Origin of the sequence: Edaphobacter aggregans DSM 19364 (assembly GCF_000745965.1) — a bacterium.
Taxonomy (GTDB): Bacteria; Acidobacteriota; Terriglobia; order Terriglobales; family Acidobacteriaceae; genus Edaphobacter; species Edaphobacter aggregans.
Map to the genome: position 1 here is coordinate 54,343 of NZ_JQKI01000002.1, position 25,754 is coordinate 80,096.

Sequence of the window (25,754 nt, forward strand, 5' to 3'; positions counted from 1 at the left end):
ATCTCCCGTTTATTAAAACATTAGTAACGTTCCGGATATGCGCAAAGTTTTGCATATTAGGAGTTCCATGGAGGAACTCTATGCATAACTTTCGCACCGCTTTTTTTGCTGCATTGGTATTCGGAACTTCCCTTATTGCCCGCGCCGACTCGGTCATTCCTTACGGGAACGTGGGGCATATTGCTGCCCAGGAACCTCTGGTCGCGATCGCGACATCTGAGATATTCGGGTACTTTGTAAGCGCGAGCGCAGGCCACAACGACGTTGTGCGCATGATTGACGTCACGCAGAACTGGTCCAGCAACTGGTTCTTTCCGAACCATTCCACGGCGCTCGGAGCCTCTGCCGATTTTGGCTCTGTCAACGCAGGCGATGAACTGGTCTTTCAGATCCAGGACCTAACGACGGACCGAATCTATGGTTCCGAAGCGGCGTTCAGCAGCGACGGCGCCAATCACGCGTACTCCCAGATGTTCGACGGTGGCCTGCTGGATGCCGCGACGTTTCCTGCCGGGGTCTATATCGGCATGGAGGATCTCGCTAAGGGGGGCTCCGACTGGGATTACAACGACGATACCTTCCTGTTTACCAATACAGCTCTGGATAAGTCATCGCCCAGTGCTCCTCCGGCGGTCTCGGAGCCGGGCAGCCTTGCGCTGTTCGGAACCGGAATGCTGGGTACGGTTGGATTGATACGCCGTCGTTTTTTCAACTAGCCCTCCCCAAGGGACAACAACCCCATCCTTCCTGGCGCTCCACGGAGGATGGGGTTTTCTTTTTGTATCATTTCTGTTACAACCGGGGAGTAGACTTTGGGTACTGAAGTGCACGATTCTAATGGCGACTCTGCTGTAACTTATTGAAAAAAACAGGTAGTTTACTTATGGCGAAGGCAGTTTGGAATGGTCAGACACTGGCCGAGAGCGAGACGTTCGAGACGGTAGAGGGAAATGTTTATTTTCCGGACGAGACGGTCAAGCGCGAGTTTCTGAGGCCGAGCTCGACGACTTCCAGTTGCCCGTGGAAGGGCCAGGCGCGTTACTACACGATCGTTGTGGACGGTCAGGAGAACCAGGACGCGGCGTGGTATTACCCAGACCCGAAGCCTGCGGCCCGCAACGTGAAGCACCACATCGCGTTCTGGCGCGGCGTCGAGGTCAGCAAGTAAGGCTGCTAAACGCAGAGCTTACTTCTCCTTCTGTAGCTCCACCACCATTACTTCGATGGGCTTGTCTCCGGCGTTGATGTCGGCGTGCATGGTTCGGGGCGGGTTTGCCGGGAGCCAGTAGGCCTTGCCTGTCTCCCAGACGTGCGTCTCGGTGGGGCCGTTCTGGGTGACGATCTTCATGGTTCCGCCCTTGAGAGCGACGATGACGCGCGGGTGATCGTGGCGGTGGGTGGTGAGGGGCGAGTTGGGCATGACGACCGACTTCCACACCTTGACGTCTTCGTTGTCGAACTGAGGAAAGCGCCGGGTCTGCTGGGCGGCTTGCTGGGAGCGCAGGACCTCGAAGACTCCGAAGACGATCAGAGGAAGTGAAAGGAAGATGGCGGCCTGCGTTAGTGTGCTTTGCATCGGAGTTTTCCTCGGCGCGAGGATAGCACCTACTTCCTCGTTGCACGCGTTCTTCTTCGAGGCGGCGTATCGTTAAGTTCTATGGAAGAGATGTTGGAGACGATGAAGGAAGATCGAAGTGTGAGTGCGGCAGCGGTGGAGCGTTCGCTCGATCCTGCGAGCGAGGCGGAGTGGGTTGAACTGCGGGAGCTGGGACATCGGATGCTCGATGGGATGTTCGATCACATTCGTGGAGTGAGGGACATGCCGGCGTGGCAGGAGCTTCCGGCGCGGACGAAGTCGGATTTTGCGGCGGAGGCGGTGCCTCGCACGGGAGTAGGCGCGGAGGCGGCTTACGAGAGCTTTGTGCGCGATGTGCTGCCTTATGGGATCGGGAACGCGCATCCGCGGTTCTGGGGTTGGGTGCAGGGCGGCGGCACGGTGGTGGGGATGCTGGCGGAGATGCTGGCTGCGGGGATGAATCCGAATGTGGGCGGGTTCAACGACTCGGCGACGATGGTGGAGGAGCAGGTGCTCCGTTGGCTGGCGGAGCTGATGGGAATGCCGGAGGGAACGAGTGGCCTGTTGACGAGCGGCGGCTCGATGGCGAACCTGCTGGGGCTGGCGGTGGGCCGGTGCGCGCGGGCGGGATTCGATGTCCGCGAGGAGGGTGTCGAGGGCGGGCCGATGCTGCGCGTATACTGCTCGACTGAGACGCACAGCTGGCTGAATAAGGCTGTGGAGCTGATGGGGATGGGGCGGGTAAGTCTGTGCCCGGTAGGCGTGGACGCCGAATACAGGATGAGGATGGATGAGCTGTCGGAGGCGGTGGCGGCTGATCAGGCTGCGGGGTACCGTCCGCTGTGCGTGGTTGGGACGGCCGGCACGGTGAATACGGGGGCGACGGATGACCTGGAGGCTATTGCGGACCTCTGCGAGGCTGAGGGGATGTGGTTTCACGTGGACGGGGCGTTTGGCGCACTGGCGTATCTGTCGGAGAGCCTGCGGCCTGCACTGCGCGGGATGGAGCGGGTGGACTCGCTGGCGTTCGACCTGCACAAGTGGGGCTATTTGCCGTACGACGTGGGCTGCGTGCTGGTGCGGGATGCGGAGGCGCATCGCGCCGCGTTTGCCACAGGAGCCAGCTATCTGACGGCGATGGAGCGGGGGCCGGTGGCGGGCGGAATCCGGTTCGCGGAGCGCACTCCCGAGCTGTCGCGAGGGTTCCGGGCGCTGAAGGTGTGGATGAGCCTGAAGTCGCAGGGCGTGGACGCCTTGGTAGAGCAGATCGAGAAGAACGTGGAGCAGGCGAGCTATCTTGCGCGCCGGGTGGAGTCATCGCCTGAGCTGGAGCTGGCGGCGGAGGCTCCGCTGAACATCGTCTGCTTCCGGTATCGCGGGGCGAGCGATGAGGAGAACAAGGAGATTCTGATGCGGGTACAGGAGCGCGGGATCGCGGTGCCTTCGGGGACGATGGTGGAAGCGCGGTTTGCGATCCGGGTGGCGATTACGAATCACCGGTCGCGGCGCGAGGATTTTGACGCTCTGGTGGATGCGGTGGTGGCGATTGGGCGCGAGGTGATGGGGTAAATCAGCTCACTGAATTGATCGTAAGACACCCATCCATAGGCGCGATGGTGCTGTCGAATGGTCTTCCATTCCAATCTGTGTCCTAGCCTCGCTTAGGGCGGCGGCTCGCCGCTTTGTGGCCTCCGCATACGACTGGCCAGATCGTTAGAGAGTAATCCGTGCCGGCCAGAGAGTAATCCGTGCCGGCCCTGCTCCTTCCATCGTTGAACGTTCACACCCTTCACGAGAAGCCACAGCGTCAGCGATCCTTCCCCGAGGAGGCCGGCGAACATAACGTAGGGGGACAGATGGTTTGCGAGTCGCGGTGACAGGAAGGTCAGCCAACCCAAACCGGCAAACGCCATCAGCACACCCAGAATTCGAGGCAGGAAGGTCGACCGGAAGATGAGGTAGCCGATCAGGAGGCAATAGAATCCGAAAAATACCAGGGGGTTTATGTGGAGGGTGGCGATATGAAAGTGGCTAAGAGTCCCGATGGCGCATCCCATGAAGCTGAAGAACGCCGCGAGCAGAGAGAGGCCACAGTTGACGGGCTTAAACATGCCATAAAAGAGCAGCGTCACAGCGATATAGCATGCGGTTGCGATGAGGTTGGCGGCGTCGCCATATACAACGAGCCTGCGGCCGGTGAGGACCACGGCCAGTACGCCCATAATTATGGTGAGTAAATAAAAGACACCGGCAATCCTCGCCTTGAGATGCGGTGACGCTTCTGCAATCCGTTCCATCATTTCATGCCCTCCAGGAGGGGGCCGACGGACGGTTTGGCGTTAGTATGCCTGAGCCTGTTCGAGCGGCAGACGAATCTGGAAGCAGGTCGATCCGGGGCGCGATTCGACCTGGACATAGCCGGAGTGGCGCTGCAGGATGCGCTGCGCGGTATCGAGACCGAGGCCGAGGCCGCGTCCGGGCGCCTTGGTGGTGTAGAAGGGCTCGAAGATGCGGTTCTTGAGCTCGGGCGCGATGCCCGGGCCGGTGTCCCAGACCTCGACGAAGGCCATCTGACCTTGTAGCCGCGTACAAAGGCGCAGGGTTCCGCGGTCCTTGATCGCGTCGAGAGCGTTTTCGATGAGCGCGGTCCACACCTGGTTGAGCTCGCGGCCGTAGGCGGCGACGGGGGGCAGCGCGGGGTCGAAGTTGGTCTCGACCGTGACGTTTTGAAGGCGCGACTTGAACATGACCAGCGTGTTCTCGAGTGACTGCGCGAGATCGACGTCCTGGATGGGCGCCTGGTCCATGTAGGAGTAGTCCTTGATGGCGCGGATGAGGTCGAAGATGCGGACGGTGGAGTTGACGACGGTCTCCGCCATGCGCTCGACGCGGAGCGAGCTGGCGAAGGTTGCGATGGCGACAGGCAGGGCCTCGGCGGTGGCGATGCCTGCGAGCTCGTCGAGCTGCGCGGCGGCGATGCTGGTCTCGGCGAGGGACGGCGCAATGGCCCAGGGGTTGGGGATGTTGTGAGTCTCGAGCCAGCTCAGCAGGTCGGTCTCGCGATCGCTGATGGCGAGGGCGTCGAGTTTGCCACCGCTGCGTGCCTCGTTTTCGGTGAGCGTGGACCGAGTGCGCGCCACCCAGGAGCGGTACTGCGATGTCTGCGTTTCGGAGAGACAGAGATTGCCGAGGCGGTACTTCTGATCGCCGTACTGGCGCAGCTCGGAGAAGAGGCTGGAGGCGGAGCGCTGGGCGGCAGAGGCCGGGTTGTTGAGCTCGTGGGCGAGATTGGCGGCGAGCTTGCCCAGAGCGGCGAGCTTCTCCACCTGCTGCTCCATGCGCGTAACCTCGCGAACTCGATCCATCATGGTCGAGACGCAGCGCTGCGCCATCGAAGGGATGGCGGCGAGCATCGCGGGGAAGAGGCTCTCGTGGATATGGAGCGCCCAGCTGGGGCCGACGGTGTAGCCGTCACCGCCGTGGGTCTTCATGCGCGAGTAGGGAAGCTTGCCGGTCATCTGGCCGGCGCGGCCGATCCACAGCGCTATGGGGCCGGCGTTTTGGCGGCGGACGTGAACCTCACCCTTGAGGATGAAGACCATGCTGTCGCAGGGGCTGCCTTCGGCGAAGACCATGGCGCCATCGTCGCCGACGCTCTCGATGCCGTTGGTGGCGAGCCAGCCGTACTCCTCGTCGGTGAGGCCGTCGAGGGCGGGGATGGTGCGAAGGGCGGCGGTAATCTCGGCCAGGGGAGTGGGATGCGTAGGGGGAGCGAGAGACACCTGGGGCCCGAGTTGCTGAGGGAGTACGGCTTCGTAACTGCTAGGGGCGGCCATCGTACGAATCTCCTAACTGCCGTCGTGGGCAGGAACAGCAAAGCGATCGGCTACTCTTGCTCCATTGTGACAGGTTTGACAAGGCGGAGACATCTGAGTGACTGGGGAATTTCCGAGTTTTGTGACGAAACGAAACGGTGGCACCCAATAGGATGCCGCCGCAGGTGATTGGGATTTAGAGATTTACGCCTTGACGACGGCTCCGTTTTCCACCTTGACGGGGTCAAGGAAGGGCATCGCCTTGCGCAGCTCGGCGCCGACCTTCTCAATGCCGTGGGCGGCCTCTTGCTGGCGGATGCGCGCGAACTGGTGACGGCCGGTCTCGTTCTCCTCGATGAACTTCTTGGCGAAGGAGCCGTCCTGGATCTCGTCAAGGAGCTTGCGCATGGCCTTCTTGGTCTCGGCGGTGACGATGCGCGGGCCGGCCATGTAGTCGCCCCACTCGGCGGTGTCGGAGATGGAGTGGCGCATGTAGGCGAGGCCGCCGCGATACATGAGGTCGACGATCAGCTTGAGCTCGTGGAGGACCTCGAAGTAGGCGAGCTCGGGCTGGTAGCCGGCCTCGGTGAGGGTCTCAAAGCCAGCCTTGACGAGCGCGGCGGTGCCTCCGCAGAGGACGGCCTGCTCACCGAAGAGGTCGGTCTCGGTCTCCTCGGTGAAGGTGGTCTGGAGGACTCCGGCGCGCGTGCAGCCGATGCCCTTGGCGTAGCTGAGCGCGAGCTTGAGCGCGCTGCCGGTCGCATCCTGCTCGACGGCGACGAGGCCCGGGACGCCGCCGCCTTCGGTGAAGACCTCGCGGACGCGGTGGCCGGGGGCCTTCGGAGCGACGAGCGAGACGTCGACACCCGCGGGCGGGAGGATGGTGCCGAAGCGGATGTTGAAGCCGTGCGCGAACATCAGCGTCTTGCCGGGTGTCAGGTTCGGTTCGATCTCGGCCTGGTGGACCTTCGCGGCGGTCTGGTCGGGTGTGAGGTTCATGATGACGTCGGCCCACTTGGCGACGTTGGCGACGGTGTCGACGACGAGGCCGGCCTTGCGTGCGCGCTCGGCGTTGGGCGAGTCGGGGCGGAGGCCTACGCGGACCTCGACGCCGGAGTCCTTGAGGTTGAGGGCGTGGGCGTGACCCTGCGAGCCGTAGCCGATGATGCCGACTTTCTTTGTCTGGATGAGGGAGAGGTCTGCGTCTGCGTCGTGGTAGGTCTTTGCCATTTTCTTTTTCCTTAGCGAGTCAGCGAGTCAGCAAGTCAACGAGTCAGCGTGAGCCGTTCGATTGAGTTGTGGCGCTGCGGGTTTGTGATGCGCTGTGGGTTTAGGAGAGTTTAGCAACGGTGCGAGGGCTAGGTTTCGTCCTCGGCGAACTGGTTGGGAAGGTCTTCGTGAGGCTCGGGGCGGACGGGGTAGACCGGGTGAGGGGCTTCGCCGTTGGGTGTGCCGAGGGCTTTGAGCACGCGGCTGGTGTGGTGGCCTCGGCGCATGGCCATGCGGCCGGTGCGCGAGACCTCGAGGACCTCGAAGGAGGATTCGCGAAGGACCTGGAGGAGGCCTTCGATCTTGGAGGCGGCTCCGGTCATCTCGAGCATGATGGACTCGGGGGCGAGGTCGACGACGCGCGCGCGGAAGACGTTGGCGAGCTCGAAGATCTGCGAGCGCGAGTGCTGGCCGTGCGGCGAGTTGGGGCCGGCGGCGACCTTGATGAGGCAGAGCTCGCGGATGACGGCTTCGCTGCGGCCGAGTTCGTCGACGTCGCGGGTGATCTCGAGCTTGTAGAGCGAGGCGCGGATGCGGTCGGCGGCGTGCTCAGGTGCGTCGCAGACGATGGTCATGCGGGAGATGCCCTCGCGCTCGGACTCGCCGACTGTGAGCGAGACGATGTTGACGTTGAGACGGCGGAAGAGGGAGGCGACCCGGGTTAGGACTCCGGGCTTGTCGTCTACCAGGGCTACGAAGGTGTGGAGCATAAGTTTCCTTTAGGAATCGTTTTTATCCAGTGTCGACGACGGAGAGCCATCTTCTGGTTCCCAGAGCTTTTCAGCACGATATTCCATAATTTCAAGATAGCGACTGATGTCTTCACTGCAGCAAACTTCTCGCGGAGACTCCAGCCAAATCCCTAACTCGATAGCACGATTCAATAAGGCTTCGGAAGCACTTGGATCGCTTAATGCAAGTGAAAAAAGAGTAAAGCTATAAAGATCGGTTAGCGCGGAGGCCACTTTACGATCGTGACGTAGAAGTTGGACCTGCTGCTCTATCAAGACCGTGTTCTCTAGCATGTAATGTCTTGCTTCGTCATTTGAAGCTTCACGTAGCATTGCCGAATTCACGACACTCGCCGCTAAGAAATTGAATTTATCTCCAAAGTGCGGCTGATACCGATCCAATAAAAGTTTGCCTACGCCTGCATTGAGGAGGAAATCAATATGCCTAACCTGCTCTTGATAATCGTCTAAATTCATTACTCGTCCTCAGCGGTTTCGAGGAGAGGGTCTTTTTGTGGACGGCGAACCATCTCGTGGAGTGCGGCTCCGGGGGCGATCATCGGGTAGACGCCGTCTTCCTTTTCGACCGCGAAGTTGATGACGAAGGCGGTTTGCCCGGTGCGGGATTTTGTGACTGTGGGGGTTACATCCTTGCGCTGGGTGACTTGCGCGCCGGGGATGCCGTGAGCATCGGCGATCTTGACGAAGTCGGGCGAGAGGATGGGCGAGCAGGCGTAGTTCTTGTCGTAGAAGGCCTCCTGCCACTGCCGGACCATGCCGAGGAAGCCGTTGTTGATGACGGCGACGTTGATGTGGAGGTTTTCCTGCACGATGGTGGAGAGCTCGGCGGCGGTCATCTGGAAGCCGCCGTCACCGGCGATGCACCAGACGTCGCAGTCGGGCCGGGCGATCTTGGCTCCGATGGCGGCGGGCAGAGCGAAGCCCATCGTCCCGAGGCCGCCCGAGGTGATGAGCGTGCGCGTGTCCTCGTGCTTGAAGTACTGCGCCTCCCACATCTGGTGCTGGCCTACGTCGGTGGCGATGATGGTCTTGTCGAGTCGGCCAGCGGCGCGGGCCTCCTGCCAGATGTCGTTGATGACGTGCGCGGCGTAGAGGTGGCCGTTGTCGGGCAGGTTGATGATGTCGCGCACGGCGGCGTCGCCCTTCATGGAGCGGATCTCGCGCAGCCAGTCACTGGTGCTGTTGTTCGTGCTCGCATCGGCGAGATAGTTCTTGTCGTGAATGAGCGGCTCCATCGTGCGCAGGACCTCTTTGAGGTCGCCGATGAGCGCGACGTCGACCTTGACGTTCTTGTTGATCTCGCTGGGGTCGATCTCGATGTGGATCTTCTTCGCGTTCTGCGCGTAGCTGGCGAGGTTGCCGGTGACGCGGTCGTCGAAGCGCATCCCGAAGGCGAGCAGGAGGTCGGCATGCTGGATGGCGTGGTTGACCCACGACTCACCGTGCATCCCCATCATGCCGAGGGCGAGCGGGTGCGAGGCGGGGAAGGCTCCCAGGCCAAGCAGCGTGGTGGCGACGGGGATCTGGTAGCGCTCGGCGAAGGCGACGACCTCGTGCTCGGCACCGGAGTGGATGATGCCGTGGCCGGCGAGGATGACGGGCTTCTTCGAGGCGCGCATCAGTTCGATGGCGCGGTGCATCTCGGCGGACTCGGCGCGCAGCATGGGGTGCGGGCGGTAGGGCGCGGGCACGGCCTCGTCGAAGTTGAAGATGGCGGTGCCCTGCTGGGCATCCTTGGTGATGTCAACCAGCACGGGGCCGGGGCGTCCGGAGGCGGCGATCTGAAAGGCCTGGCGGATCATCGGCGCAATGTGCTCGGGGCGTGTGGCGACGAAGTTGTGCTTCGTGATGGGCAGGGTGATGCCGGTGATGTCGATCTCCTGGAAGGCATCGGAGCCGAGAACTTTCGACGAGACCTGCCCGGTGATGCAGACGATCGGGATCGAGTCCATCATAGCGGTGGCGATGCCGGTGACGAGGTTGGTCGCGCCGGGGCCAGAGGTGGCGATGGCGACGCCTACCTTACCGGAGGCGCGCGCGTAGCCGTCGGCCATGTGCGCGGCGCCCTGCTCGTGCCGCGTGAGCACGTGGTGGATGGGGAACTTGCGCAGAGCGTCGTAGGCGGGGAGGATGGCTCCGCCGGGGTAGCCGAAGACCGTGGTGACACCTTCGCCTACGAGCGTGGCCCAGAGGATCTCGGCTCCGGTCAGGGTGGGGTGTGTCATCGTGGTATCGCCTTTCTTGCTCTCCACCAGATTTGGAGCTGCATGGATGTCTGTTGTGGATTGGGGTTTCGACGGTGTGTTCATGTGGTCACCGATATCTTGTTGTTCAAGAGGTTGTAGCGTTTTGTGAGAAAACGACGCACGGGACTGTCAATATATCTGCCAGCCCACCAGGAGGCGATTGCCAGGGCCGTTACGGACAGAAAGATAATGGCCGGGGCAATCGTGGAATGCGATTCCAGATACTGATGAAACCTTCTCGTGAGGATGAAGGGTCCATGTAACAGATAGAGAGGATAGGAAATCTCGCCAAGCACGGCCGAGAGACCTGCAAGGAAATGAGGCAATTTGGTGATTGCACCCAGGTAAACCAGGGATGGAAACCAGATACAGATCGCGGATAAGCGAAAGGTAGTGGACTTCATCAAGGCTATGGGAGCAACAAGGATTGCGATCACACTGATTGCGACGAAGACGCAAAGAACCCAATGCTTCAAAACAGCGAAGTCTTTGTTGAAATCAGATCGATAGAGACGAAAGAGCAAAACACCGGCAGAAAAAGAAAATCCAACCCTCGCGAATCCCATGCCGAACGTGTTGCATGCGTTGCCCAGGTCCAGGTTTCCAGTCTTCACAGCGTAGAGTCCAAGAATCGCAAAGGACACGGCTGCAATGGCACCGATCGCCGCACTCCCTGCCGCACGAAACTTGATCAGGAGGGCAAAGATAAGATTGGCAACCAGTTCATAGAAGAGCGACCACGCCGGAATATCGAGAGGAAAATTCACTTGGCTCTGGACAGGCGAGAGGCGCGCCGGCCACAGGAATATCCCAAAGGTGAACGTCGTTATCCAATGGGACCAGGATTGACCCGTTCCGTAAGCGATCTGATGAACCAGGGCCGAGATAAGCAAGCCGATGACCGACCCGAGAAGGTAGAGGGGATATAAGCGGATCAAACGTGCAACGGTAAAGTCTTTCAAAGAAAGACTCGTCTCAAGGCGCTTTTCGTAGGAGAAAGCAATTACAAAGCCACTCAGACAAAAGAAAAAGTCGACCGACAAAAAACCATTCGTCGCCAAACCATGGATCGTTGAAGCCGGTAGGTGAAAAAAGATAACGAACACAGCAGCGATACCACGAAGAGCATCGAGGAAAAGAAACCGATGATTCTTCGCCGGGATGAAATGCACGGGCTGGCCAGCGCTGCTGCTCAACCTCGTGCTCTTCGTCAATGAAGCTGTCATGGTCATCTCGGCACTGGAAGGTTATTAGTTCACCATTGAAATGGTTGGTAGTTGTTTGAGGCGCATGCGTAGGCGTCGGCCATGTGCCGCGTGAGCACGTGGTTGATGGGGAACTTGCGCAGAGCGTCGTAGGCGGGGGAGGATGGCTCCGCCGGGGTCGCCGAAGACCGTGGTGACACCTTCGCCTACGAGCGCGGCCCAGAGGATTTCTGCTCCGGTTAGGGTGGGGTGTTGATTGGTCGTATTCGTCATGGTCATAATTGCTCCACCTGTACTTCGTGGATGCTGTGTTTGGTAGGTGTCTGGTTAGGTTTCTTAGTCCAGCACATTTCGTCCGGTGTGAAGAGAGTCCACTCCGAGAAATCAAGCTCTGGATTAGGTGTATTCGATGCTTTGAGTGAGTGACCGTAACTAAAATTCAACTGCAGCACATCTGAGGAATCGAAGCTCGCGTTGGTCAGTTGACCAAGATCAAACTCATCAAACGCAACATCAATATTGTTTGCCTCATCTTCGGAGCTGATCCTCTCACCCAATGCAGACTGAATTATCCATTCGGATTGCTCAAAGAGAAAGTGCCATTCGCCGTGATGAAACTTTCCAATCTGAACTGGCTTACCGAGTTCCAGGAAGAACATGGAGCCATGCGTACGCTTGAGCCCCCAAGCCTTTAATCCTTTGAGCCTTGATAAGTCATCCGAGATGTTTAGTCGAGAATTCATTGTCTTTAGAGCTACGTGGTCACGGCTCCTTGCGATGCGCTGCTTACTGTGTTCGCATACTTCGCGAAGACTCCTCGCTTGTAGCGTCGTTCGGGTTGCTTCACTTCCTTCAATCGCTTCGCAATCTCTTCTGCCGGAACCTCGAGACGCAGTTCGCGATTTTTGATGTCGAAGGTGATGGTGTCGCCTTCGTGGACGGCGGCGATGGGACCGCCGAGTTGGGCTTCGGGGGCAACGTGGCCGACCATGAGGCCGCGGGTGGCTCCGGAGAAGCGGCCGTCGGTGAGAAGCGCGACGGTTTCGGAGAGCTCGGGGATGCCCTTGATGGCTGCGGTGACGGCGAGCATCTCGCGCATGCCGGGGCCTCCGCGGGGACCTTCATAGCGGATGACGCAGACGTCGTTCGGCTTGATCTTGCCTGCTTCGACGGCGGCATGGCATGCGTCTTCGGAGTTGAAGACGCGTGCAGGGCCGGCGTGCAGGATGCGCTCGTGGCCGGCGACCTTGACGACGCAGCCCTCGGGGGCGAGGTTGCCTTTGAGGATGACGAGGCCGCCGGTGGGCTTGAGCGGGTGGTCGATGGGATAGATGACGGGCTGGTGGGGTGTTTCGACCGCGTGTGATGCCTCTTCGGCGAGCGTCTTGCCGGTGACCGTGATCTGGCTGCCATCGATCAGGCCCGCGTCGAGGAGGCGCTTGGCGAGAAGGCGTGAACCGCCTGCGTCCTGGTAATCCTTGGCGGCGTACTTGCCACCGGGGGAGAGGTCGCAGATGTGCGGCGTGCGGTCGCTAATGGCGTTGAAGTCGTCGATGGTGAAGGGGATGTTGTACTCACGTGCGATGGCGAGCAGATGCAGCACGGCGTTGGTGCTGCCGCCAGAGGCGCAGGCGGAGGCGTAGGCGTTCTCAATGGCCTTGCGGGTGACGATCTTCGAGGGGCGAAGATCGTTTTTGGCGAGCTCCATGACGAGGCGACCGGCCTCGCGGCTGGCCTCGGCCTTGTCGGGCGACACGGCGGGAACGCCGGTGATCTGGATGGGTGAGATGCCGAGGAACTCGCCCGCCATCGCCATGGTGTTCGCGGTGAACTGACCGCCGCAGGCTCCGGGGCCGGGACAGGCTGCGGCCTCGAGAGCTTCGAGCTGGTCGTCGTTGATCTTGCCGGCGGCGTGCGAACCCATGCCTTCGAAGACCTGAAGGATAGTGATCTCTTTGGTCGTGCCGTCAGGCTGCGGTAGCTTGCCCGGAGCGATGGAGCCGCCGTAGAGCATGAGGCCGGGGATGTCGAGGCGGCCGAGCGCCATGATGGCTGCGGGCATGTTCTTGTCGCAGCCGGCGATGCAGATGAGGCCGTCGAAGCTGTTGCCGCGAGCGACGAGTTCGATGGAGTCGGCGATGACCTCGCGCGAGATCAGCGAGGCCTTCATGCCCTCGGTGCCCATGGTGATGCCGTCGGAGATGGTGACGGTGTTGAACTCCATCGGCGTGCCGCCAGCCTCGCGCACGCCCTGCTTGACTGCTTCGGCGACCTGGCGGAGATGGAAGTTGCAGGGGCCGATCTCGGTCCAGGTGTTGGCGATGCCGATGATGGGCTTGTGCAGGTCCTCTTTGCTAAAGCCGACGCCGCGCAGGTAGGAACGAGCGGCGGCGCGGCTGGGGCCTTCGGTGAGGACTTTGGAGTGCTTCTTTGCCGGATTGAGGTCGTTGCTCACTTGCTGCCTTTCAGATTCAGTGGAGACGTAGGTTTCGGTTCAAATTCAGTATTGGGTTCGCTTCAAGTTCCTTACCTGCATCTGACCAGCCGGCTCTCCAACTGCAAGAAATCCAATCTGAAAAAGCGTCAGGGGTTGACCTTGCAGACGAGCTCGATAACCCTCTTCGTACTGTTCGAGATCTAGTGGCTGAGGATTGAGGTCGCTTGAGTACATGGTTTTTGGCCGGTTACAACGCTTTTGGCAAGGACCAGAAGTCTTCGTCGTGGCGCTTTTCAAAGTGATCTAGGGCGTGCTCATGCCGCAGCGTCAGGCCGATGTCATCGAGACCATTCAGCAGGCAGTACTTGCGGAACGGGTCGATGTCGAAGTGCGCGCTGAAGCCAAGTTCGTCGGTAACAGTCTGGGCTTCGAGGTTGATGGTGATCTTGTGCTCGGGATTCGCGGTCGTGCGCTCAAACAGTGTCTTCACCTCGTCATCGGTGAGGCGAGCGAGGACGATGCCGTTCTTGCCTGCGTTTGAGAAGAAGATGTCGGCGAAGGTGGGCGCGATGACGGCGCGGAAGCCGTACTGATTGATGGCCCAGGCGGCGTGCTCGCGCGAGCTGCCGCAGCCGAAGTTCCTTTCGGTGATGAGGATCTCGGCGCCCTTGTACTCGGGCTTGTTGAGGACGAAGCCGGGATTGATGGAGGGGTGGCCGGCGTCGTCGAAGTTGTAGCGCCAGTCGAAGAAGAGGAACTCGCCGTAGCCGGTGCGCTCGATGCGCTTGAGGAACTGCTTCGGGATGATCTGGTCGGTGTCGATGTTCGGTAGCGGTAGCGGAGCGGTGGTGGAGGTGAGAATGTTGATGGGTTCCATTAGCGTGAGGCTCCTTCCGTCTGCTTCCACTTGCGGATGTCGGTGAAGTGTCCTGCGATGGCGGCTGCGGCGGCCATCTCGGGCGAGACAAGGTGCGTGCGTCCGCCGCGTCCCTGGCGGCCTTCGAAGTTGCGGTTCGATGTGGAGGCGCAGCGCTGACCGGGCTGCAGGATGTCGGGGTTCATGCCGAGGCACATCGAACAGCCGGGCTCGCGCCATTCGAAGCCCGCGGCCTTGAAGATGGTGTCGAGGCCTTCGGCTTCGGCCTGATGCTTGACGGCCTGCGAGCCTGGCACGACGAGCGCGCGTATCTTCTTCGCGACGTGGTGGCCTTTGACGACGGCTGCTGCGGCGCGCAGGTCTTCGATGCGGCCGTTGGTGCAGGAGCCGAGGAAGACGGCATCGATCTTGATCTCCTCCATCGGCATGCCGGGCTTGAGGTCCATGTACTCGTAAGCGCGCTCGAAGGACTTGCGGTCGGCCTCGGTCCTTGCGTCGGCGAGTGAGGGAACCTTGCCCTCGATGGTGGCGTGCATGCCAGGCGACGTGCCCCAAGTGACGTTGGGTGCAAGCGTGGCGGCGTCGATGTGCAACTCGCGGTCGAAGACGGCGCCTTCGTCGGAGGGCAGTGTTCGCCAGTGCGCGACGGCCTCGTCCCACGCTGTGCCTTTCGGCGAGAAGCGGCGGCCCTTGAGATAGGCGAAGGTGGTCTCGTCGGGCGCGATCATGCCGGCGCGTGCGCCTGCCTCGATGCTCATATTGCAGATGGTCATGCGGCCTTCCATCGAGAGCGCGCGGATGGCGGAGCCGGAGTACTCGATGACGTGGCCGCTGGCGCCGTCGGTGCCGATGCGGCCGATGATATCGAGAATGATGTCCTTGGCGGTGACGCCGAAGGGAAGCTCGCCATCGACGGTGATGCGGAAGGTCTTGGGCTTCGACTGCGGCAGCGTCTCCGTGGCCATGACGTGCTCGACCTCGCTGGTGCCGATGCCGAAGGCCAGCGCGCCAAATGCGCCGTGCGTCGAGGTGTGCGAGTCGCCGCAGACGATCGTCATGCCGGGCTTGGTCGCACCAAGCTCAGGGCCGATCATGTGGACGATGCCCTGCGAGGCGTCCTGCACGTCGAAGAACTCGATGCCGAACTCCGCGCAGTTCTTGCGGAGCGCGTTGACCTGCGCGGCGGAGATCTGGTCGACGATGTGAAGGCGGTCGTACGCGCTCGTGGTGGGAACGTTGTGGTCCACGGTGGCGATGGTGCGGTCGGGGCGGCGCAGTTTGCGGCCGGCCATGCGAAGGCCGTCGAAGGCCTGCGGCGAGGTGACCTCGTGGACGAGGTGCAGATCGATGTAGAGGATGGTGGGCTCGCCCTCAGGCTCTGCAACGACATGCTGCTGCCAGACTTTTTCAAATAGCGTTATTGGTGTGATGGTCATGAGTGTGCCTTCTGCTCAGTCTGCTGTTTGGTTTGGTCGATGCCGATGTCAGCGGGTTGAATCGGGTGCGGCTGACCGTCGGGGTCGACGAGAATGACGTTGGCGATCTGCTCGATAGTGCCGTCGGCGATGGGTTCCACCGCCCAGGGAGCGATGCTGCGTGTGAGAGCTTGTGGAAGATGCGCGGGATCGAGCGCGCGGCTGGCAAAGACCCACAGAGTGTAGTTCGCGCCCGATTGATCGGTCGCCTTGTTCTCGGCGATCCAGTTTGTGGCGGCGAACACGATCAGGGGACGCGGCGAGCCGAGGTCGATCCACAGCAGGCCGCGGTTGGGGCAGAGCTCCACGACGCAGCCTGTGGCCGTCAGGTAGCGATTGTTGTCGGCCATCACGGTGTGCGGATCGGCCAGGTACTCGAGAGCAGTGTCGGAGAGACTCTTCCCTTTGCTCCAGAACGTCTGCGGAGCGATGAGGTGTTGTTGAAGAAGTGGCTTGAAGCGCGAATCTTTAAGAAGCGCGCTGGCGTTCCCCTTGGGAGCGGGCTGAGTGTACTGCCACATCCACGAGAGGTCTTCCGGCTGCGGCTTGTCGGGCTTCAGGTGCAGCTGCGCACGAGCGCCCAGTGCTGTCATAAGCATTAGGGCGGCGGCTGCGAGTTCGAGTGTGCGGCGCATCATTTGGTGGAAGCAGATCTCTTTGCCGTTAGCAGGATGAGCACGTTCACCAGAAGAAACATGACCAGCCCGGCGATTGCCAGTGGGACGAGCGGTGCGCCGAGATGCCAGCGGTAATAAAGCGCTGCGGCCACGGCAAGGTTCATCAGAATCAGTTTTGCTCGCCAGTTCATCGTTCGATCTATACGGCGTGCATCGCCTGACGGCGGTCGATGGATTCGGCCAGCGCCTGGTGCACGCGTTTGCCCATCTCTTGTGTGCTGACGAGCTGAACGTTCTCGCCTCCGCGGGCGATGTCGGCGGTGCGGTAGCCTGCTGCGAGAACCTTGTGGACGGCCGCCTCGACGGCGCGTGCGTCCTGCTCGAGATTCGCCGAGTGACGCAGCACCATGGCCGCGGTGAGGATCGCGCCGAGCGGATTCGCCTTGCCGGTTCCGGCGATATCAGGCGCCGAGCCGTGCACAGGCTCGTAAAGATTAACCTTGCCGCCGATGGTCGCTGAGGGCAGCATGCCGAGCGAGCCGGTGATGACGCCTGCCTCGTCGGAGAGTATGTCGCCGAAGAGATTCTCGGTGAGCACGACGTCGAAGTTGCGCGGCGTGTTCATGATGTGCATCGCCATCGAGTCGACGAGCTGATGCTCGAGCGTGATCTCGGGATAGTCCTTTGCGACCTCGGTCACGGTTGCGCGCCAGAGCTGTGAGACCTCAAGGACATTGGCCTTGTCGACCGAGGTGACCTTCTTGCGACGCTTGGAGGCGAGCTCGAACGCGACGCGAGCCACACGGACGACTTCGTCGCGGGTGTACCGCATGGTGTTGATGGCCTCGTTCGTCTCCTTGTTCCACCAGCGGGGTGTGCCGAAGTAGAGGCCACCGAGCAGCTCGCGAACGAAGAGAATATCGGTGTCCTTTGTGACCTCAGGGCGCAACGGAGAGCTGGCCGCGAGTGCGGCATAGGCAACGGAGGGGCGAAGGTTCGCGAAGCCGCCGAGCGCCTGGCGGATCTGCAGCAGTCCGGCCTCAGGGCGCTTGTCGGGTGTAAGCGCGTTGAACTTGTTGTCGCCGACTGCGCCCAGCAGAACAGCATCGGAGTCGAGCGCTGCATCAAGCGTTGCTGTGGGCAGGGGAGATCCGGTCTCGGTGATGGCGACGCCGCCGATCAGGCCTTCGACGAAGGTGAACTCGTGCCCGCCAAGCTCTGCGACAGCGCGCAGAATATTGGTGGCTTCACGGGTGACTTCTGGACCGATGCCGTCGCCGGCGAAGACTGCAAGTTTGAGACGCATTCGCTATTCCTTCTGATGAGGGTGTGAGGGCCTTGCGCCCTGCTCTTCGTAACTTCTCGAACCTTCTTTTGCGCGAACTCGATAGGTTTAGGTCGCCGCAGCGACGACGACAGCCTTCTCCGGCTTGAGCAGGCCAAGGATGTCCTGGTCGTAGATGGACTTCTTGCGATCGGCCAGCTCGGTAAAGCGGTGGTAGACCTCGTCGAGCTGTTCGCGCGTGAGCGTGTGGCCAAGCTTTTCGAGGCGGTCGGCAAGGGCGCGGCGGCCGGAGTGTTTGCCGAGCACAAGGTTTGTGTTGCCCGCGCCGACAGAGGCGGGCGTCATGATCTCGTAGGTCAGAGGATTGGCCAGCATGCCGTGCTGATGGATTCCCGACTCGTGCGCAAAGGCGTTTGCCCCGACGACGGCTTTGTTGGGGGCCGCTCCGAAGCTGATGCACTCGGCCAGCATCTGGCTGGTGGGGAAGAGCTTCTCCATCTTGATGTTGCTTGTGTACGGGAACTGATCGCGTCGAACCATCAGCGCCGCGGCGATCTCTTCGAGAGCAGCGTTTCCGGCACGCTCGCCGATACCGTTGATCGTGCACTCCACCTGTCGCGCGCCGCCCCGGATGCCGGCCAGCGAGTTGGCGACTGCCATGCCGAGATCGTCGTGGCAGTGCGTGGAGAGCACGACGTTCTCGGCGCCGGGAACGCGTTGCTTGACCATGCGGAAGATCGCTTCGTACTCCGCAGGGGTGGTGTAACCAACGGTGTCTGGAATATTGATGGTCGTCGCTCCCGCCTGCACAGCGACCGTAATCATCTTCACCAGGAACTCGGGGTCGGTGCGGGTGCTGTCCTCGGTGGAGAACTCGACGTCGTCGGTGTACGTCAGCGCCTGCCGCACCGATTCCGCCACCTGGTCCAGCGCCTGCTCGCGGGTGATGCGCAGCTTGTACTCAAGATGCAGGTCCGAGGAGGCGAGGAAGATATGGATGCGGTTCGACGCTGCGGGCTGGATGGCGCGACCGGCGGCGTCGATGTCCTCACGCTTGCAGCGCGCCAGCGATGCAACGCGCGTGCCCTTCACCTCGTGTGCAATCGCCTGCACGGCCGCGAAGTCGCCCTCGGACGCGATGGCGAAGCCGGCCTCGAGGATATCAACGCCGAGGTCACGAAGCTGGTGCGCCATGCGTAGCTTCTCATCGTGGTGCATGGTGCATCCCGGTGACTGCTCGCCGTCGCGCAGTGTGGTGTCGAAGAAGACGATTTGATTTGGATCACGCATAGAACTCGCTCACTCTCCAACCTTCGCGTTATCATAACGCAGGCTTATGATGTTGGCGGGGTATATCAAAACTTCTAATCATTCTATTCGCCCCGCTAAGTCGCCGGCCCGAAACGAGGTGCACTTGGATCTGGTCCAGATGGAGACCTTTCTGGCCGTCGCAGAAGAGCGCAGTTTCTCGCGGGCCGCCTCTCGGCTACATCGTACTCAGCCAGCGGTGAGTCAGGCAATCGCGAAGCTCGAGAGTGAGCTGGGCGAGGTGCTCTTCGACCGCTCCTCCCGCGATGGGACCCTGACCGATGCAGGTGAAGTATTGCGGGAGTATGCTGCTAAGTTGTTGAATCTGCGCAATGAAGCCTCCGGAGCCCTGACCGAGTTGCGCTCCCTGCACCGGGGCCGGCTGAATCTGGCAGCCAATGAATACACCTGTCTTTATCTGCTGCCGCTGCTGGATGAGTTCCGCAGGCAGAACCCTCGGATCAAACTGGCGGTGCAGCGCTCCCTCGCGAGCCGGATCCCCGACGAGATTCTGCTTCATTCGGTCGAGTTTGGGGTGCTTTCGTTTCGGCCGGAAGACGCGCAGATCCGGTCGATCGTGGTCTACCGGGATGAGCTGGCCTTTGTGGTCAACCCGCGCCATCCGCTGGCCGGGGCAGGGAACGTGTCGATCCGGCAGCTGGGTGCACAGAACTTTATCGCACACAATGTGCCCTCGCCGCAGCGGCAGAAGGTGATCCAGACCTTTCGCAGGTACAAAACTCCGCTGCAGATGGGGGTGGAGCTGCCATCGCTGGAGGCGATCAAACGTTTCGTGGAGATGGGCAACGGTGTTGCGCTGGTGCCGCGGCTGACCGTCGAGCCGGAGCTGAAGAGCGGCGCGCTGGTCAAGGTCCCTATCCAAGAGCTGCAGATCGAACGCAAGCTGCGGCTGGTCTACCGCCGGCAGGCGAACCTCTCGCACGCCGCGCTGGCCTTGCTGAAGGTGGTCGAAGCGTATTCGACCGCGCACGGCGACCCCTACTCCTTTCAGCAGGAGCGCGGGACATAGCCGTCGCATTAATTAACGCCCCCGCGACAATTAATTTCCGTCGTCGCAGAACATTTGCGAACGATCGACGTTTGAAAGAGCAGACTCTGGGCGCACCGGTACCTGAACGAAGTCAGGCGCCCATGGTGAGGTGAAATCCATATGAAGGTGACGAAGCTTCGCAAGGCAGGTATGCGGATGACCACGATCGCGTTGTGTAGTGGCGCGCTCTGTGCCGTTCCGATGATGGCGCAGGATACGGCGCCGGCAGCTCCACAGGGACAGATGGGGCCGAGAGGCCGAGGCATGGAAGCCCGGCAGTTGGAGATGCTGACCCAAAAGCTGAATCTGACTGAGGATCAGCAGACCCAGGTCAAGGCGATCGACGAGGACACCCGAAAGCAGATGATGGCGTTGCGCAACGACAACTCACTCTCGCAGGACGACCGGCACGCGAAGATGATGGACATTCGCAAGAGCTCCCAGGACAAGATTCGCGCCATCCTAACTGACGATCAGAAGACGAAGTACGACGCGATGCAGGCCGAGATGAAGGAGAGGATGAAGGAGCGTCAGCAGGGAGCCGCACCGCCTGCTCCTCCGCAGTAGTTCCGTGTCGAACGACCAATCCGAATGGCCGGAGGAGATCCCATCCTCTGGCCTTTCTTCGTTCCAGGCCCTTTCCTTACGGCCCCTGCGGTTACAATGAAGGGACGGTAACGATGGCGCTCGGTAACGACACGTCTGCCGAAGCCGCTCTTGGACGATTTCGAAGGGATCTAGCGAAGAATGAAGAAGACGATGTTGTTGGGCGCGCTGATGTTGTTGGCGTCCGCCGGATTTGCACAGGAGAGTCGGCAGGATGCAAGCGTGAGCGTGATCGGTGTGTTTACGCCGCAGGTTAACGGCAACGCGGTAAAGCTAAGTACGACGAGCACCATCGGCTTCCTGGGAAGCTACCGGTACATGCTGACGCCTCGCAGCGCGCTCGAGATGAACTACTCCTTTGCGCAGTATGACTCGCGGTACACCACCAGCAATCTGCCCTTTGTCCGGGTTCACACGCGCCAGCAGGAGATCAGCGGCGCCTACGTCTATAACCTGAACTACAGAAGGTTCAATCCATTCCTCGAAGCCGGCGTGGGTGGCCTGATCTTTACTCCGATTCACGACTTCGGAACCACGAACCTCGATACCAAGTCGAACACCAGTATCGGGGCGCTCTTCGGCGGCGGCCTGGCCTACGAGCTGAACCCCAGCTGGGACATCCGCGTGGAGTACCGCGGCTTTTTGGTGAAGGCGCCGGACTTCGGCATTCCGAACTTCAAGACGAATCGATGGGAGCTCGTCTCGATACCGGCCATCGGCGTCGCGTACCACTTCTAAGCGAGAGGCGAAGCGAAAGCACTCACGAAAAAGCCCCGGCGAGCCGGGGCTTTTCTGTCTCCACGCAGTGTCTGGCTCAGCGTTGCGACAGCTTGCCGGCCGGGAGGTGATACGCCACTCCGAAGGTAAAGACCGTCGGAGTGAGACCGTTCGGCGGGAAGCCCATCCAGTGCTGGTATTCGAAGTCGCCGCGCACGTTGAGGTAGCGAAGGACCCTGTAGTCGAGACCAGCGCCGCCGGCAAACATGTTGTAGGCGAGATTGGCCGTGGTCACTTTGTTCTGGGCGAAGTTGAACACGCCGCGCCCGTAGAGGAGCTTCACATAGGGGACATACCGCCCCCGGTATACGCGGGAGTAGCGTCCGCCGATCTCATAGGTCTTTTCGTAGATATTCGTCGGGCTGTCCTTGAGGAAGCGGAACTCTCCTTCGACGCCGAAGTGCTTGTAGAAATCGAAGTCCACGTAAATGGACGGGCCATTGACGCGGCGCGAAACATAGTCGGTGTTGGCATTGGCCAGGCCGGCGCCAATCTGGAGATCGCCCGCTCGCGAGGCCGTTGGGCTGGACTGGGCGACCAGGATGGCCGGCGCGCCGAGTAGGCTAATGACGATCAGAAACCTTTTGAACACTTACTTCCCCCTTATAAAGCGACCCTTGGCGAATCGGTAGGCCGGCAGGCAGCCTTGAAGTGGATAGGGCTGTTGAAGGCACGGTGCCAACGGAACAGCCGAAGACATCAGCGAAAGGCGTAGGCCGCCCCGAAAGTAAAGACCATGGGTGATAGCCCATTGGGTGGAAACCCGGGCCACTTCTGATACTCGAAATCGACGGCGCGAAGATTGATGTGTTTTGTCGTCACGACATCAATCCCGCCGCCGAAGGCGTAGATCTTATAAGTATAGGTGGCATCTGGAACGTTGTCGTACTGGTACTGGAACCGACCGAGTCCAAAGAGAGCTTTAGCGTAGGGGCGGAGCCGGTTGTGGCGGAAGACATAGCGCGGCCCCAGCAGATAGGAGCTCTCTCCGATATCGGAGGGGGTAATCATGCTGGCCTTGTGAATGTCGCCCTCGATGCCCCAGTGCGGAGTGAGATCAAAGGTTCCGTAGATCGATACACCCTGCGTCGTCTTCCCGGCGTAGTCTGGGCTTACGACGGACCAGCCTGCCCCGATCTGGACGGTAGCCGTGCGCTCGGCCGTCGGCACCGCCTGACCGTGGGACCAGCGTGCGACCCACAGCAGGCAGGAAAACGAGCCGATATGGAAGAGGCGCCTCAAAACTGACTTGGCTCCAAAGGATCAGCTGGTGGTTGAGGAGTGCAGAGACAGACTTGAAGCGTCTCCGCCCGGTTTTATGCGGATGTGGGGACCGGATTGTCTATCCGGTCCCCGTGTGTCGTTGACGTTAGTTCTGCGGTTGCGGTGCCGGGGGCGTGGCCGCAGGTGCTGCGGCACCCGTGTTATCGGCCGGTGCTGGCGTCCCACCAGCCGGCGCGGCGGCTGGTGGAGCACCACCTGCCGGTGCCGCGGCTGCATCGGCGGGTGGCTTGTAGTAGCCCAGTTTGATGTAGACAGGCTCTACCTCGAAGGGCATCTTGTCAGCCGGGGAGAGCAGCGGCTCGTAGGCAGCGTGCAGCGTGATCACCTGGTCGGTCCAGGGATCGCGGCGCAGGAAGGTGGAGAGCGGCATCGCGGCCTGCTGCTTCAGGTCGTTCATGTCGAGCTTGGGACTCTTGGCCATCATGGCCGCCATCCAGAAGGTCGAATCGTTGTCGCTCTTCACCAGGCCATCACCGATCATCGGCTCGTTCAGCGCCTTCAGCGACTTCACACGCTGTTGGAGCTGCTGCAGGTAGAGTCCAAAGTACTGCTGCCCGCCCTCGAGTTCCTTCGCGCTCAACAGCTCGATCGCCTTCTTGGCGGCCGCGGTGTTGTCGGCGTCGGTGTGGTGCATCGGGATACGGTTGAAGACCGAGGTGGTGGGGAAGAGCAGCCGGTCGTTGAAGGCATACTTCGTGTCAAGCCGGTGCGCCAGGATGATGTGCGCGATCTGGAACGCGAGCAGGGCATTCAGGTTGCCCATCTGCTGAGCGCCGTCCTGGCTGACGATTGCGGTCGTGTCGAGCAGGCTCTTGGACAGGATGATCGTGTTGCCCACGGCGATCGACTCGAGAGGCTCGGTCAGCAGCGTGCGACAGCGGATCGGACGCGAGAGCGTGATGTTGTTATAGGCCAGAATATTGCCGGCCAGCGCTTCGAGGGTCTTGTCGAACTCGCTGGGGGCATCGAGCAGACCAGCCTGGAAGAGTCGCTCCACGACGTTGTCCTCGGCCTGCTGGACCCAGGCGCGCTGCGCTCCCAGCGGCGAGACGTCCTGCGCCTCGTTGCTGACGTCGGTGGCGCCCACCACGTCCAGCGAGGTGTTCTCGGCCTCCTTCTGCGGGACCTTCAGCACGTAACCCCAGATGTGGTTAATCGCCTTGAACTTCAAGCTGCGGCTCACGCTCTTCGAGTCGCTCTCTTCCACATAGAACGAGGTCGGCAGCCACAAGTCGGGTTGGACGTTCGTGCGCCAGCTGTCGAAGTGGTAGTACTCGCGCGAGTCCTTCTCCGTACCTGCGAAGTTGCCGTTGAACCGGACGACGTTGCCTTCGCGCGTCTCCACCCAGATGCGACCAAAGAAGCGGCCGGTGGCGCGCTTGCCGTTGGAGGGGGTTACGTCGAAGACCGCAGTGGGCGTGGTCCCCAGAAACTCATTGCGAACGTAGCCGAAGGCATAGTGCTGGCGGTCGAAGTCGTTCGAGTCCATCAGCAGCATCTGGATGAAGCCGGCCTCGCTGAAGTTCAGGTGGAGGCTGCTGCCGAGGCCGGTGATGAAGGAGGCAGAGTGCCGGAAGAATCCGAACTTGCCGCTGTCGTTGGCGCCCTGCGAGGTGGACTTGTTGACCTCGTAGTTGCTCCCGCCGATGATCTTGTTGAACTCGACGCGACCGAGGAAGTGCTGGTCAGAGTCGGGAACCTGGCCCAGCTGCGGGTCGGGCCGCATGTTCTGGATGTAGGTCTCAACCAGCGGAGCGCGCTCCTTGACGGTCTTGATGACCACCTTCTCCCGCGCAATCGCCTTGTCGATCAGCTGGTTCTGGCTCGCCGTCAGCTTGCGCGCCGGAAGAATGTCCTGGTCCGTCTTTTTCTTGCCCAGCGGCGGAAGGCTGTGAGCCGCCTGCACGGAGAACGTCGTTGCGAGGAATGCCAGCGTGAGACCGGCGATGGGCTGTTTCCGGAAGATCATATCTTTACGGCTCCTGCGGTGACCTCTAGGTCATCCTTGGTTGGTCTTGATGCTAGTTGCTGATTTTGTGAAGTACAACCGGGGAAACATCAGAAGGAAGCTTATCCAGCAAGCTGGAAGGCGACGTTGACGACACCCTCCCAATCAACTGGATTTCCCGATGCATCCGTAGCGGGTTGAAAACGCGTTGACTGAACGGCATGGATGGCTGAGTCGCCAAGCCCGTGGCCAAGATCGCTGGTGACGCCGAGCACCTGCACAGCCCCTGTCGACGAGACCCGCAGTCTGACCGAGACGGTCCCTTCGATATGCAGCCTGATGGCCTCCGCCGTGTACACCGGCTTCGGCTTGAAGATAACCTTCGGAGCCTTGGCGGTGGGCGCTGCCGGTCCGCTGGGCTTCGGCATAGGCGGAGGAATGGCCTGACCCAGATTCACTGGGCCCGCAACACGAGTTGGAGAGTTCAGAGGTCCGGTGCCGCCAGTGACGCCGAGCTTCACACCCTGAACCGGCCGGGCTCCGTTGCCGGCCATGTTCTGGCTGTTCGGCGATCCCGAGCCGAGGCTCACCGCAGTGGCGCGTGGGCCGCTGCCGGTGTTGGAGGCAGGCATTCCCGCCATTCCTGCCTGGCCCAGGTTCACAGCGCTGGTCGCCGGACGATTCGAGGGAGCGATCGGATTGTTCGCCTGGCCGAGCGCAACCGGGGCCGGATGCGGCGAGTTGTTCACCACCGCGGCGGGCTGCGCGTGCGCCAGCGTGACGACCCTCGGCGCCGGCGGCGCGATCACCTGCTTCGGGGGAGCGGGAGGAACCACCGGTACCGGCTGGGTCATCTTCACCTCAGGAATCTTCGGCGGATCGGGAAGCTTGACCTCAGGCATCTTGATCTTCGGAGGCTCGACCTTCACCTGTGGGACCGGGGGAAGCGGCGGCGGCTTGGGAATAATCTTTGGCTTGATCGGCTCGACTTCCTTCGGCAGGGGAGCGATGCTCACCTCCGTAAGCTTGGGCCGGTTGTCCATCGTCTTCTTGGCTGCGGCCCCCACGATGCAGACCACAATCGCAATAAAGACGTTCAGCGTGATTGAGGTGAACAGCGATGACTTGCTCTGCTGCCCGTCATGGAGAACGCCGAAGTGCGAGAACTGCATGCTCGGCGGAGCGGGATCATCGGTGCGAAGCGGCTTAGCCATAAAAAGGTTCCT

Annotated in this window: 26 protein-coding genes and 1 pseudogene; 6 read left to right on the forward strand and 21 right to left on the reverse strand. The window is 61.2% G+C overall.

Features of this window, described 5'->3' with window-relative positions; all coding sequences use genetic code 11:
• Positions 1 to 80: 80 nt before the first annotated feature.
• Both Q363_RS03020 and Q363_RS03025 read left to right on the forward strand, forming a co-directional pair.
• A complete protein-coding gene (locus tag Q363_RS03020) occupies positions 81 to 716 on the forward strand; it encodes a PEP-CTERM sorting domain-containing protein (protein ID WP_035347844.1) in 636 nt (211 codons plus the stop codon).
• 167 nt (positions 717 to 883) lie between these two features.
• Positions 884 to 1,168 (forward strand): DUF427 domain-containing protein, encoded by a 285-nt coding sequence (locus Q363_RS03025; RefSeq protein WP_035347845.1) that lies wholly within the window; start codon positions 884 to 886, stop codon positions 1,166 to 1,168.
• An 18-nt stretch (positions 1,169 to 1,186) separates the two neighbouring features.
• On the opposite strand, the gene Q363_RS03030 is transcribed toward Q363_RS03025, so the two are convergent.
• Positions 1,187 to 1,576 (reverse strand): cupin domain-containing protein, encoded by a 390-nt coding sequence (locus Q363_RS03030; protein ID WP_051978289.1) that lies wholly within the window; start codon positions 1,574 to 1,576, stop codon positions 1,187 to 1,189.
• Positions 1,577 to 1,678: 102 nt separating this feature from the next.
• Here Q363_RS03030 and Q363_RS03035 point away from each other — a divergent pair, with 102 nt between their 5' ends.
• Positions 1,679 to 3,145, forward strand: coding sequence for a pyridoxal phosphate-dependent decarboxylase family protein (locus Q363_RS03035; protein WP_051978330.1), 1,467 nt, complete (start codon positions 1,679 to 1,681; stop codon positions 3,143 to 3,145).
• A 92-nt stretch (positions 3,146 to 3,237) separates the two neighbouring features.
• On the opposite strand, the gene Q363_RS35625 is transcribed toward Q363_RS03035, so the two are convergent.
• From Q363_RS35625 to Q363_RS03105, 16 genes and pseudogenes are all read right to left on the reverse strand, one after another.
• Complete coding sequence (locus tag Q363_RS35625; RefSeq protein WP_051978290.1) at positions 3,238 to 3,876, reverse strand: DUF4386 domain-containing protein; 639 nt, start codon at positions 3,874 to 3,876, stop codon at positions 3,238 to 3,240.
• A 39-nt stretch (positions 3,877 to 3,915) separates the two neighbouring features.
• Positions 3,916 to 5,412 (reverse strand): ATP-binding protein, encoded by a 1,497-nt coding sequence (locus Q363_RS03045; protein WP_035347847.1) that lies wholly within the window; start codon positions 5,410 to 5,412, stop codon positions 3,916 to 3,918.
• A gap of 183 nt (positions 5,413 to 5,595) precedes the next feature.
• The gene (gene ilvC, locus Q363_RS03050; protein ID WP_035347848.1) at positions 5,596 to 6,621 is read right to left on the reverse strand and encodes a ketol-acid reductoisomerase; all 1,026 of its coding nucleotides are present in this window, start codon (positions 6,619 to 6,621) and stop codon (positions 5,596 to 5,598) included.
• Positions 6,622 to 6,749: 128 nt separating this feature from the next.
• A complete protein-coding gene (gene ilvN / locus Q363_RS03055) occupies positions 6,750 to 7,370 on the reverse strand; it encodes an acetolactate synthase small subunit (protein ID WP_035347849.1) in 621 nt (206 codons plus the stop codon).
• A 9-nt stretch (positions 7,371 to 7,379) separates the two neighbouring features.
• Positions 7,380 to 7,868: a hypothetical protein gene (locus tag Q363_RS03060; RefSeq protein WP_035347850.1), complete on the reverse strand. Its 489-nt coding sequence runs from the start codon at positions 7,866 to 7,868 to the stop codon at positions 7,380 to 7,382.
• Complete coding sequence (ilvB, locus tag Q363_RS03065; protein WP_035347999.1) at positions 7,868 to 9,637, reverse strand: biosynthetic-type acetolactate synthase large subunit; 1,770 nt, start codon at positions 9,635 to 9,637, stop codon at positions 7,868 to 7,870. Before ilvB ends, Q363_RS03060 begins: the two co-directional genes overlap by 1 nt.
• An 80-nt stretch (positions 9,638 to 9,717) precedes the next feature.
• Positions 9,718 to 10,854, reverse strand: coding sequence for an acyltransferase family protein (locus Q363_RS03070; protein ID WP_035347851.1), 1,137 nt, complete (start codon positions 10,852 to 10,854; stop codon positions 9,718 to 9,720).
• Between the two features lie 86 nt (positions 10,855 to 10,940).
• Positions 10,941 to 11,136: pseudogene (locus Q363_RS40040) on the reverse strand (thiamine pyrophosphate-binding protein); the annotation flags it as partial.
• Between the two features lie 2 nt (positions 11,137 to 11,138).
• Positions 11,139 to 11,606: a hypothetical protein gene (locus tag Q363_RS03075; protein ID WP_035347853.1), complete on the reverse strand. Its 468-nt coding sequence runs from the start codon at positions 11,604 to 11,606 to the stop codon at positions 11,139 to 11,141.
• Positions 11,607 to 11,617: 11 nt separating this feature from the next.
• On the reverse strand, positions 11,618 to 13,318 hold the full coding sequence (gene ilvD / locus Q363_RS03080) for a dihydroxy-acid dehydratase (protein WP_035347854.1): 1,701 nt from the start codon (positions 13,316 to 13,318) through the stop codon (positions 11,618 to 11,620).
• A 229-nt stretch (positions 13,319 to 13,547) separates the two neighbouring features.
• Positions 13,548 to 14,177: a 3-isopropylmalate dehydratase small subunit gene (leuD, locus tag Q363_RS03085; RefSeq protein WP_035347855.1), complete on the reverse strand. Its 630-nt coding sequence runs from the start codon at positions 14,175 to 14,177 to the stop codon at positions 13,548 to 13,550.
• Positions 14,177 to 15,613 (reverse strand): 3-isopropylmalate dehydratase large subunit, encoded by a 1,437-nt coding sequence (gene leuC / locus Q363_RS03090; RefSeq protein WP_035347856.1) that lies wholly within the window; start codon positions 15,611 to 15,613, stop codon positions 14,177 to 14,179. The genes leuD and leuC overlap by 1 nt, the downstream gene beginning before the upstream one ends.
• Complete coding sequence (locus Q363_RS03095; protein ID WP_051978291.1) at positions 15,610 to 16,290, reverse strand: hypothetical protein; 681 nt, start codon at positions 16,288 to 16,290, stop codon at positions 15,610 to 15,612. Before Q363_RS03095 ends, leuC begins: the two co-directional genes overlap by 4 nt.
• Positions 16,287 to 16,460 (reverse strand): hypothetical protein, encoded by a 174-nt coding sequence (locus Q363_RS40045; protein ID WP_157466498.1) that lies wholly within the window; start codon positions 16,458 to 16,460, stop codon positions 16,287 to 16,289. The genes Q363_RS03095 and Q363_RS40045 overlap by 4 nt, the downstream gene beginning before the upstream one ends.
• A gap of 8 nt (positions 16,461 to 16,468) precedes the next feature.
• Positions 16,469 to 17,575 carry a 3-isopropylmalate dehydrogenase gene (gene leuB / locus Q363_RS03100; RefSeq protein ID WP_035347857.1) on the reverse strand — a complete coding sequence of 369 codons (1,107 nt, stop codon included), beginning with the start codon at positions 17,573 to 17,575 and terminating at the stop codon, positions 16,469 to 16,471.
• An 87-nt stretch (positions 17,576 to 17,662) separates the two neighbouring features.
• On the reverse strand, positions 17,663 to 18,844 hold the full coding sequence (locus tag Q363_RS03105; RefSeq protein WP_051978292.1) for a 2-isopropylmalate synthase: 1,182 nt from the start codon (positions 18,842 to 18,844) through the stop codon (positions 17,663 to 17,665).
• 124 nt (positions 18,845 to 18,968) lie between these two features.
• Between Q363_RS03105 and Q363_RS03110 the strand changes: the two genes are divergently transcribed.
• The 3 genes from Q363_RS03110 to Q363_RS03120 all read left to right on the forward strand — a co-directional run bounded on the left by Q363_RS03110 (position 18,969) and on the right by Q363_RS03120 (position 21,257).
• Positions 18,969 to 19,892, forward strand: coding sequence for a LysR family transcriptional regulator (locus Q363_RS03110; RefSeq protein WP_035347858.1), 924 nt, complete (start codon positions 18,969 to 18,971; stop codon positions 19,890 to 19,892).
• Positions 19,893 to 20,033: 141 nt separating this feature from the next.
• The gene (locus tag Q363_RS03115; RefSeq protein WP_035347859.1) at positions 20,034 to 20,480 is read left to right on the forward strand and encodes a Spy/CpxP family protein refolding chaperone; all 447 of its coding nucleotides are present in this window, start codon (positions 20,034 to 20,036) and stop codon (positions 20,478 to 20,480) included.
• 180 nt (positions 20,481 to 20,660) lie between these two features.
• Entirely contained in the window at positions 20,661 to 21,257 is a 597-nt protein-coding gene (locus tag Q363_RS03120) for an outer membrane protein (RefSeq protein WP_035347860.1), read from the forward strand.
• A 76-nt stretch (positions 21,258 to 21,333) separates the two neighbouring features.
• Here Q363_RS03120 and Q363_RS03125 read toward each other — a convergent pair whose 3' ends face one another.
• The 4 genes from Q363_RS03125 to Q363_RS03140 all read right to left on the reverse strand — a co-directional run bounded on the left by Q363_RS03125 (position 21,334) and on the right by Q363_RS03140 (position 25,742).
• A complete protein-coding gene (locus Q363_RS03125; protein ID WP_035347861.1) occupies positions 21,334 to 21,888 on the reverse strand; it encodes an outer membrane beta-barrel protein in 555 nt (184 codons plus the stop codon).
• A 107-nt stretch (positions 21,889 to 21,995) separates the two neighbouring features.
• A complete protein-coding gene (locus Q363_RS03130) occupies positions 21,996 to 22,538 on the reverse strand; it encodes an outer membrane beta-barrel protein (RefSeq protein ID WP_035347862.1) in 543 nt (180 codons plus the stop codon).
• A gap of 127 nt (positions 22,539 to 22,665) precedes the next feature.
• Positions 22,666 to 24,549: a hypothetical protein gene (locus Q363_RS03135; protein WP_035347863.1), complete on the reverse strand. Its 1,884-nt coding sequence runs from the start codon at positions 24,547 to 24,549 to the stop codon at positions 22,666 to 22,668.
• Between the two features lie 101 nt (positions 24,550 to 24,650).
• Positions 24,651 to 25,742, reverse strand: a complete 1,092-nt coding sequence (locus Q363_RS03140) for an energy transducer TonB (protein WP_051978293.1) — start codon at positions 25,740 to 25,742, stop codon at positions 24,651 to 24,653.
• Positions 25,743 to 25,754 lie beyond the last annotated feature (12 nt).